Source organism: Achromobacter maghribensis, from assembly GCF_057334215.1.
The window spans coordinates 61,327-69,530 of the sequence record NZ_JBHFII010000054.1 but is presented as its reverse complement, the minus strand read 5'-3'; the positions used below and the strand labels follow the sequence as shown (position 1 = coordinate 69,530).

Below are 8,204 nucleotides of genomic sequence, written 5' to 3'. Positions count from 1 at the left end.
CCTACCCGGGGGCCCAGTCCCTTGTCGGGAAACAAGTCCGTGAGATACAGGGCGATGGCCGGGGTCTCAAACACCGGCACCCCGTCGTGCACCAGCGCCGGCACCTTGCGGTGCGGATGGATATCGATGTAGTCCGCGGGCATGTGGCCCGCGCTGTCGTTGCCGCGGATGGACACCATTTCGGTGTCGTACGGCACGCCCAGTTCCTCAAGCAACCACAGGATCCTGAACGACCGCGAGCGCGGCGCATGATAGAGCGTAAGCATGGTCGGCCTCCTTGGAGTCCGATTATTTTGCCTGCGGCGGCTCAACCCGCCAAGGCCAGCAACACGCCGTATCCTGCCATCCCCAGCAGCACGGCCACGCCGGTATTGCTGACCATCCGCGCGGCGACGCCCGTGACGACCAGCCCGCCCACATAGGGGGCGATGCGGGCGGCCTGGGCGCCGGCGTCCAGCACGTCCGGCACGATGACCGCGGCCGCGATACCCGCCAGCAAGCTGGGGCCCAGCGCCGCCAGCGCCGAGCCCTCGCGCGACAGCCGCCGCAACAGACGGCTGCGTTCGGACAGCATGAAGGGCAGCGCGCGCGTCAGATAGGTGATCACGGCCATCGCAATCACCGCGCCCCAGAAACCCAGGCCTTCGGCGTTCATGCGGACCTCTTCAGGCGATACGCGGCGCAGCCGATGAGGGCGCCGATCAGGATGGCCAGGGTGACATGCCCCATCGCGGCCGCCACGCCTGCCCCCGCCACCGCGGCGATGACCGGCAGGCCCATGCCGCGCTTGGCGCTCTGGCATACCAGCGCCATGAACAGCGCCGGCAACGCAAACCGCATCACCTGGGACAGCATCGGGTAATGGCGCTCCAGCCCGTCGCCGGCATAGACGCCCACGGCGGTTCCGGCGATCCAGGTCAGCCACGCGCCTAGCCCCAAAGCGATCATCCAGCCCTGGCGGTGTCCGGGCGGCACCGTTTGCAGACGGTTGAAGGCAGTGGCGAAGACCTCATCGGTCAACAGAAAGGCGACCTTCAAGCGGTCACGCAGAGCCGTCGGCAGGAAGCGGGACAGCAAGGGTCCGTACAGCAGGTGGCGGGCGTTCAATAGCGAACACAGCGCCACCACCCACAGCCATGGCGTGCCGGCCTTGATCGACGCCAGCAGCAGGAACTGGCTGGCGCCGGCATAGACGAATACGGAGATCAGGATGACCTGCAGCGGCGTCAAGCCGGCCGCGATGCCCGCGATCCCGAACGTCACCGCCACCGGGAAGTAGCCGATCATGACCGGCAGGCAGGACTTCAGGCCATCGATGCGCGCACTGCCCGCCGGGGCGTGCACAGGGGTGGAAGACGTCTCCAAGGTGCTTTTCGCTTTCAAGGCTCCGGCACGCCCAGCGTCCGCAGGTGCGCTTTCAGGCGCCGCACCTCCTGGCTCAGGTCCAGGATCAGCGCCGCGGCGTCCAGGCTGGCGCCGAAATCGTGCTCCAGCCGCCGTGCGTGCAGCGCGCGCTGCAGATCAGCGCTGTAGAAGCACCAGTCGTCGGGCTGTCCGCCGCGGGCGTTGACGATGCCGACTTCGACCAGTTGGGCGACCCACTCCACTTCCGCCCCGCAGGCGCGGGCCAGGTCGTTCGCGCTAAGCGGCTGCGCTTTGCCCACGACGGTGGCGCTGGTGATGACAAGCTTCTTCATGGTCAGACCCCCAAGTGGCGCCGCGGGTTGAAAGGCACGTCTTGCTGCAGCTTGCGGTAGGCGGCGCGCGCGGCCTCGCTATCGGCCGGCGGCAGCACCAGGTCCAGCACCAGGTAAAGATCCCCCGGGGGATCGCCAGGGATGCCCCGGCCGCGCAGCCGTAGCTTGCGCCCGTTGCCGGAGCCCGATGGAATCGATACCTCGACCGTGCCGCCGGGGGTGGGCGCATCCACCTGCGCCCCCAGCGCGGCCTCCCAGGGGGCGACCGGCAGCGTCATGTAGAGATCGCGGCCTTCCGCCCGGTAGCGCGGGTGCGGCTTGAAGCGCACTTCCAGGTACAGATCGCCGTTTTCGCCCCCGCCGTAGCCGGGCATGCCCTGCCCCGCCAGACGGATGAATTGGCCTTCACGCACGCCCGCCGGAATACGCACGCTGAGCGTGCGGGTCTTCATGTGGGGATGGCCCTGGCCGTCCATCTCCATGGACCTCAGGCTGATGTCGCGCGTCGCGCCCTTGAGCGCGTCTTCCAGGTCCACCTCGATGGCGGCGTGGTGGTCGTCGCCGCGCGCGCGGAAATCCTGCTGGCGCGCGCCGCTACGCTGGCCCCGGCTGCCAAACAGCGACGAAAAGAACTCGCTGAACTGCGCTTCGTCGCCAGGGGCCGCGCCGCGGTGGAATTCGAAGCCCTCGTCCCATCCGGGTGGCGGCTGGAAGCCTCCGTCGGACGACACGCCCGCCGCAAGGTTGTCATAGGCCTGGCGTTTTTCCTGGTCGCGCAGCACGTCATAGGCCTCGTTGACGTCGCGCATGCGGGCCTCGGCGTCACTTTCCTTGCTGACGTCGGGATGGTATTTGCGGGCAAGTTTGCGGTAAGCGCGCCGGATCTCGTCTTCAGAGGCGCCGCGCGCCACGCCAAGCGTGCTGTAGTAGTCCTTGAACTCCATATTCCAGCTCACCTTAAAGGTTTTGGCCGTGTCGGGCGGTGCCGCATCCGGCCTTGAATATCAAGAAGATAGGGGTTGCGGACCGATTTTTCAATGCGCAAAATCAGGCGCCGGCAAGCGTGCATAATGATCGGTTGCCCCATCCGGCGGCGTGGCCGGACGCCGCGCCGGCCGAGACCCATCCACAGGAAACCGATCGTGCTGGAAATCATTGACGTCGACTTCTCCAACCCGGAACACGGCCGCCAGACGCTGGCCATGCTGAACGAATACGCCAGCGGCCCCATGGGCGGCAATTCGCCCCTGCCAGCCTACGCGCAGCAGAACCTGATCGCTGAACTGGCGCGCCGCCCCACCGCCCATGCCCTGCTGGCCCGCGTCGACGGGCAACCCGCCGGCGTGGCGATCTACCTGGAAGGGTTCTCCACCTTTGCCTGCCGGCCGCTGATCAACTTGCATGACCTTGGCGTGTCGCCCCGTTTCCAGGGCCAGGGGGTCGGAAAGCAGTTGCTGCACGCGCTGGAAGAGCGGGCTCGCCAGATGGGCTGCTGCAAGATCACGCTGGAAGTGCTGGAAGGCAACGCCGTGGCCCAGGGGCTGTATCGCAAATCGGGCTTTGAAGGCTACGCGCTGGACGACACCGCCGGCCGCGCGATGTTCTGGCAAAAGAAACTGGTAGCCTGACTGGCGTAGTATCTGACTTTTGCCGGGCGGCTCTCTCTGAACCCGCCGCCGGTCTCACCGCAGGATTCACGATGAAGATGAGCAACATCCCATTCGGCACCACGGACTGGTCCGAGGTGGAACGCACCGAACACGCCGGCGACACCGGCATGGCCTATTGGCGCACCCGCCAGTTCGGCGACCTGCGGGTCCGCATGGTGGAATACACGGCCGGCTACCTGGCCGACCACTGGTGCAGCAAAGGCCACATCCTGTTCTGTCTCGAGGGCGAACTGCACACCGAGCTGGAAGACGGCCGGCAGTTCGTCCTGACCCCGGGCATGAGCTATCAGGTGGCTGACCAGGCCGAGCCCCACCGCTCGTCCACGACCACGGGCGCCAAGCTCTTCATCGTCGACTGACGCGCTGGCGCGACACGCGGAATTGCAATTGCGTTACGCTTTGCAATTCATGCGGCGCCGCGCCTTCCGCCGGTTCCGCACCGACAACCATGACCCCGCCTGACCGGAGACTAGCTTTGGGCGCCCCGATTACGCTATATGTCGATTCCCTGTTTCTCAGCCCTTACGCCATGTCGGCCTATGTGGCGCTGACTGAAAAAAAATTGCCTTTCGAGGTTCGCCCGATCGACCTGGAAGCGGGCGAGCAGCGCATGCAGCCGTACCAGTGCCGTGCGCTGACGGCGCGCGTGCCCGCGCTGACGCACGACGGCTTCAACCTGACCGAATCCAGCGTCATTGCCGAATACCTGGAAGACGTGTTCCCCCCGCCCGGACACACCGCGCTGTATCCGCAGGCCCCGCGCGAACGCGCCCGCGCCCGCCAATTGCAGGCCTGGCTGCGCAGCGATCTGGCCGCGCTGCGCCAGGAACGGCCCACCGAAACGGTGTTCTACGGCGCCGCCGGCCAACCCCTGTCCGACGCCGCCCACGCGGCCTCGGCCAAGCTGATTCAGGTGGCCAGCTACCTCATCGGCGTCGATCAGACGTCCGTGCTGGACGAATGGTGCATTGCGGACCTGGACCTGGCCGTCATGCTCAAGCGGCTGGCCCTGGACGACCTGCCCGATCCGTTGCGCGCCTATGCCGATGTCCAATGGCAACGGCCTTCCGTCCAGAAATGGCTGGAACACAACGCCGCCGCGCGGGCCTGACAACCAGCCGGGGCCGTGATGCAAGGTGCATGACGGGCCCGATGGCCTACTCGCCATGACAGGCATGCCGCCCGGCACGCAACGTTTCCTGCAATATCTGCAATAAAGCCGAAAGAAGGGACGGGGAGTCCCGAATTTGACCGACATCAAGCCCTTCCATGTTGCGGCGCAGCATTCGATGCGGTGTAATGGGGAGGTCAACTCGGCCGGTTCCACTCGGGATCGGCCCGGCGGCCTTCCGCCGTCGGGAGCAACTAACAGGAGATCGCCATGGCCGGATCCGGCAACGATCGCGTCCCCACCCCGTCCTTCAACCCCTGGACGGCCGCCTACGAATATGCCGTGGATGCCTGGCAGCGAGGCGTGCTCTACGCAGACGTGCTGCGCCAGCGCGGCAACCAGTACCACGAACACATGGCCAAGCGCGCGCCCAACGTGCTGAGCATGGAGTTCGAGCTGGTGCTGGACGGCCGCGAACTCCCGCGCCCCGTCAACTACGGGCTGTTGCGCATCAAGCCGCCGGCCGACGTGGAAACCGATCCGATCAAGCGCCCCTTCCTGGTGGTGGACCCGCGCGCGGGCCATGGCCCGGGGATCGGCGGCTTCAAGCCGGAAAGCGAGATCGGGGTGGCGGTGCGCGCAGGCCATCCCTGCTACTTCGCGACCTTCCTGCCCCAGCCCATGCCCGAGCAGACCGTCGAAGACGTGATGATGGCCGAAGCGCGGTTCCTGGAAGAGATCATCGCCCTGCACCCCGACGCGGAAGGCAAGCCGGTCGTGGTGGCCAATTGCCAGGCGGGCTGGCAGATCATGATGACCGCGGCCATCCGCCCTGAATTGTTCGGCCCCATCATCGTGGCTGGCGCCCCCCTGTCGTATTGGGCAGGCTGGCGCGGCATGAATCCGATGCGCTATTCCGGCGGACTGCTGGGCGGCAGCTGGCTCACGGCAATGACCAGCGATCTGGGCCACGGCAAGTTCGACGGCGCCTGGCTGGTGCAGAACTTCGAAAACCTGAATCCCGCCAATACCCTGTGGTCCAAGCAGTACAACCTGTACTCCAAGGTGGACACCGAAGCGGATCGGTACCTGAGCTTCGAGAAATGGTGGGGTGGCCACGTTTTCCTGAATGGCCCCGAAATCCAGTACATCGTGGATAACCTGTTCGTGGGCAACCGCCTGGCCACGGCCGGTCTGGTGACGTCCGACGGCATCCGTATCGACCTGCGCAACATCCGGTCGCCGATCGTGGTGTTCTGCTCCAAGGGCGACAACATCACGCCCCCGCCGCAGGCGCTGGGCTGGATCCCCGACCTTTACCAGAACGAAGCCGAAGTGCTGGCCCACGGCCAGACGATCGTCTACGCCGTGCACGAGAGCATCGGCCACCTGGGCATCTTCGTGTCGGGCAGCGTGGCGCGCAAAGAGCACCAGGAGTTCACGTCGAACATCGACATGATCGACGTGCTGCCCCCGGGCATCTACGAGGCCGAGATCGCCGACAAGACGCCGGACACGCCCAACGCCGACCTTGCTTTCGGCAACTACGTGCTGTCGTTTGAACAGCGCAAGCTGGACGACGTGCGCGCCATCGTCGACCGCAAGGAAGAGGACGACCGCCGCTTCGCCGCCGTCGCGCGCATCTCCGACATCAACCTCGGTATGTACCGCAGCTTCATGCAGCCTTGGCTGCGCGCGGTGGTCACGCCGCAATTCGCGGAATGGAGCCAGCGCCTGCACCCGCTGCGCCTGCCTTATGAACTGATTTCGGATCGCAACCCGGCCATCGCGCCCATCGCCAAGATCGCCGAGCAGGTGCGCGAACAGCGCCAGGTGGCCCCGGCCTCCAATCCTTTCCTGATGGCGCAGGAAATGTTCTCGAACTGGGTCGAGACCAGCCTGAACATCTGGCAGGAACTGCGCGATTCGGCTGACGAACGCACCTTCATGGGCGTCTATGGTTCGCCGCTGGTGCAAGACCTGGCCGGTCTGGGCGCAAAATCCGGCCCGCCGCGCAAGCACCCGGGCGTCTCGCCCGAACACCGCCGCTTCATGGAAGACCGCGCCGCCGAACTGCGTTCGATGGTGCAGGAAGGCGGCCTGCGCGTCGCGGCCATCCGCATGCTGCTGTATGTGTCCGGCGCCGAAGGCGGTCTGGACGAACGCAGCTTTGCGCTGATACGCAAAATGCGCGCCGAATCCGACAACGCGTTGACCTTGCAGGAATTCAAGGACCTGACCCGCGATCAAGCCCTGATCCTGACGCTGGATTCGGACGCCGCGCTGCTGGCGATGCCGCATCTGCTGGAAAACTCGCCAGCGCCGGCGATCCGCGACGCGCTGGAGACGATGAAGCGCGTGCTGGAAGCGGCCGAACCCTTGAGCCCCGCCGCCCGCGAAAGTCTGGACGAGATGGAACGCATCTTCTTGGCAGCCGAACGCCGCGCGCAGAAGCGCAACCCGGCGCAGGCGCCGGTCCGTTTGCCGACGCCCGCGCCTGCTGCTGCCGCGCCCGCGTTGCAACTGGTCGAAGCCGCTGCCCACGTGCCGGTCAAGAAGGCCCGGCCGCACCCTGCGGCGGCGGAGTCGGCGGTCGCCAAGGCGGCAATGGACACCACGCCCAAGGCGGGTGCCAAGCCGGCAACAAAGGCCACGGCAAAGCGGGCCGCCAAGCCCGCAGCCAAGTCCGCCGCCGCCCCTGCGAAACGCGCGCGCAAGACCGCAGCCCGTCAACCCGCCAAGGCCAAGTCCGCATGACGCTGCCCACCTCGACGCATTACGACAGGCTCATCGCGCGCGCACAGACGCTGGAAGCGGCCTGCTGCGCTATCGCCCACCCTTGCGACGAGCCCTCGCTGTCGGCCGCGCTGGAGGCACGCGACCTGGGCCTACTGCATCCCATCCTGGTCGGGCCGGAAAAGAAGATCCGCGACACGGCCGCCCAGTTCAACCTGCACCTGGGCGATGCCCGCATCGTGGACGTGCCGCATAGCCACGCGGCCGCCGAGACCGCCGTGGCGCTCGTGCGCAACGGCGAGGCCACCCTGCTGATGAAGGGCAGCCTGCACACCGATGAATTGATGCACGAAGTGGTTGCGCGCACGACCGGCCTGCGCAGCGGCCGGCGCATCAGCCACGTGTTCATCATGGAAGTGCCGACCTACGCCGAGCCGCTGTTCATCACCGATGCGGCCATCAATATCTTCCCCGACCTGGAAACCAAGGCGGACATCATCCGCAACGTGATCGACCTGCATCACGGCCTGGGGCTGGGCGAACCGCGCGTGGCGATCCTGTCCGCCGTCGAGCAGGTCACGCCTAACATCCCAAGCACCATTGAAGCCGCCGCGCTGTGCAAAATGGCCGACCGCGGCCAGATCGCCGGCGGCCTGCTGGACGGCCCGCTGGCGCTGGACAACGCGATCAGCCCGGAGGCTGCCCGCATCAAGGGCATCCGGTCGCCCGTGGCCGGCGTGGCCCAGGTGCTGGTCGTGCCCGACCTGGAGGCCGGCAACATGCTGGCCAAGAACCTCACCTTCCTGGCCAACGCGGAAGCGGCGGGCATCGTGCTGGGCGCGCGCGTGCCCATCATCCTGACCAGCCGTGCCGACAGCCCCCGCTCGCGCCTCGCATCCTGCGCGGTAGCGGCGATCTACGCCCACCACCTCAGCCAGCAAGCGGCCCGCCCATTGGCGTGACGCGCGCGCCGACACGACAGGATCCCAG

The 8,204-nt window shown here is 66.7% G+C and carries 11 protein-coding genes; 6 read left to right on the top strand and 5 right to left on the bottom strand.

Annotation, left to right across the window (positions count from 1 at the left end; all coding sequences use genetic code 11):
• The 5 genes from ACE039_RS23210 to ACE039_RS23190 all read right to left on the bottom strand — a co-directional run.
• A partial coding sequence (locus ACE039_RS23210) for a glutathione S-transferase N-terminal domain-containing protein (protein ID WP_485823443.1) occupies window positions 1-266 on the bottom strand: 266 nt, incomplete at its 3' end.
• Window positions 267-307: 41 nt separating this feature from the next.
• Window positions 308-655 (bottom strand): AzlD domain-containing protein, encoded by a 348-nt coding sequence (locus ACE039_RS23205; RefSeq protein ID WP_105559132.1) that lies wholly within the window; start codon window positions 653-655, stop codon window positions 308-310.
• Window positions 652-1,365 (bottom strand): AzlC family ABC transporter permease, encoded by a 714-nt coding sequence (locus ACE039_RS23200; protein ID WP_448709774.1) that lies wholly within the window; start codon window positions 1,363-1,365, stop codon window positions 652-654. Before ACE039_RS23200 ends, ACE039_RS23205 begins: the two co-directional genes overlap by 4 nt.
• A 14-nt stretch (window positions 1,366-1,379) precedes the next feature.
• The gene (locus tag ACE039_RS23195; protein WP_485823442.1) at window positions 1,380-1,697 is read right to left on the bottom strand and encodes a chaperone modulator CbpM; all 318 of its coding nucleotides are present in this window, start codon (window positions 1,695-1,697) and stop codon (window positions 1,380-1,382) included.
• A gap of 2 nt (window positions 1,698-1,699) precedes the next feature.
• On the bottom strand, window positions 1,700-2,641 hold the full coding sequence (locus ACE039_RS23190; RefSeq protein WP_313458376.1) for a DnaJ C-terminal domain-containing protein: 942 nt from the start codon (window positions 2,639-2,641) through the stop codon (window positions 1,700-1,702).
• 53 nt (window positions 2,642-2,694) lie between these two features.
• Between ACE039_RS23190 and ACE039_RS23185 the strand changes: the two genes are divergently transcribed.
• From ACE039_RS23185 to ACE039_RS23160, 6 genes are all read left to right on the top strand, one after another.
• Entirely contained in the window at window positions 2,695-2,856 is a 162-nt protein-coding gene (locus tag ACE039_RS23185) for a hypothetical protein (RefSeq protein ID WP_485811931.1), read from the top strand.
• Window positions 2,840-3,325, top strand: a complete 486-nt coding sequence (locus tag ACE039_RS23180) for a GNAT family N-acetyltransferase (RefSeq protein WP_485823441.1) — start codon at window positions 2,840-2,842, stop codon at window positions 3,323-3,325. The genes ACE039_RS23185 and ACE039_RS23180 overlap by 17 nt, the downstream gene beginning before the upstream one ends.
• Before the next feature lie 71 nt (window positions 3,326-3,396).
• A complete protein-coding gene (locus tag ACE039_RS23175; protein ID WP_105559136.1) occupies window positions 3,397-3,726 on the top strand; it encodes a DHCW motif cupin fold protein in 330 nt (109 codons plus the stop codon).
• 116 nt (window positions 3,727-3,842) lie between these two features.
• Entirely contained in the window at window positions 3,843-4,478 is a 636-nt protein-coding gene (gene yfcF / locus ACE039_RS23170) for a glutathione transferase (RefSeq protein WP_485823440.1), read from the top strand.
• A 270-nt stretch (window positions 4,479-4,748) separates the two neighbouring features.
• Entirely contained in the window at window positions 4,749-7,235 is a 2,487-nt protein-coding gene (locus ACE039_RS23165) for a DUF3141 domain-containing protein (protein WP_485823439.1), read from the top strand.
• Window positions 7,232-8,176 (top strand): phosphate acetyltransferase, encoded by a 945-nt coding sequence (locus tag ACE039_RS23160; protein ID WP_448711299.1) that lies wholly within the window; start codon window positions 7,232-7,234, stop codon window positions 8,174-8,176. The genes ACE039_RS23165 and ACE039_RS23160 overlap by 4 nt, the downstream gene beginning before the upstream one ends.
• Window positions 8,177-8,204 lie beyond the last annotated feature (28 nt).

Excerpts from the sequence above, each read along its gene's own strand:
- ACE039_RS23205 (WP_105559132.1), bottom strand. The coding sequence starts at position 655 with ATGAACGCCGAAGGCCTGGGTTTCTGGGGCGCGGTGATTGCGATGGCC.
- ACE039_RS23195 (WP_485823442.1), bottom strand. The coding sequence starts at position 1,697 with ATGAAGAAGCTTGTCATCACCAGCGCCACCGTCGTGGGCAAAGCGCAG.
- ACE039_RS23190 (WP_313458376.1), bottom strand. The coding sequence starts at position 2,641 with ATGGAGTTCAAGGACTACTACAGCACGCTTGGCGTGGCGCGCGGCGCC.
- ACE039_RS23175 (WP_105559136.1), top strand. The coding sequence starts at position 3,397 with ATGAAGATGAGCAACATCCCATTCGGCACCACGGACTGGTCCGAGGTG.
- ACE039_RS23165 (WP_485823439.1), top strand. The coding sequence starts at position 4,749 with ATGGCCGGATCCGGCAACGATCGCGTCCCCACCCCGTCCTTCAACCCC.
- ACE039_RS23160 (WP_448711299.1), top strand. The coding sequence starts at position 7,232 with ATGACGCTGCCCACCTCGACGCATTACGACAGGCTCATCGCGCGCGCA.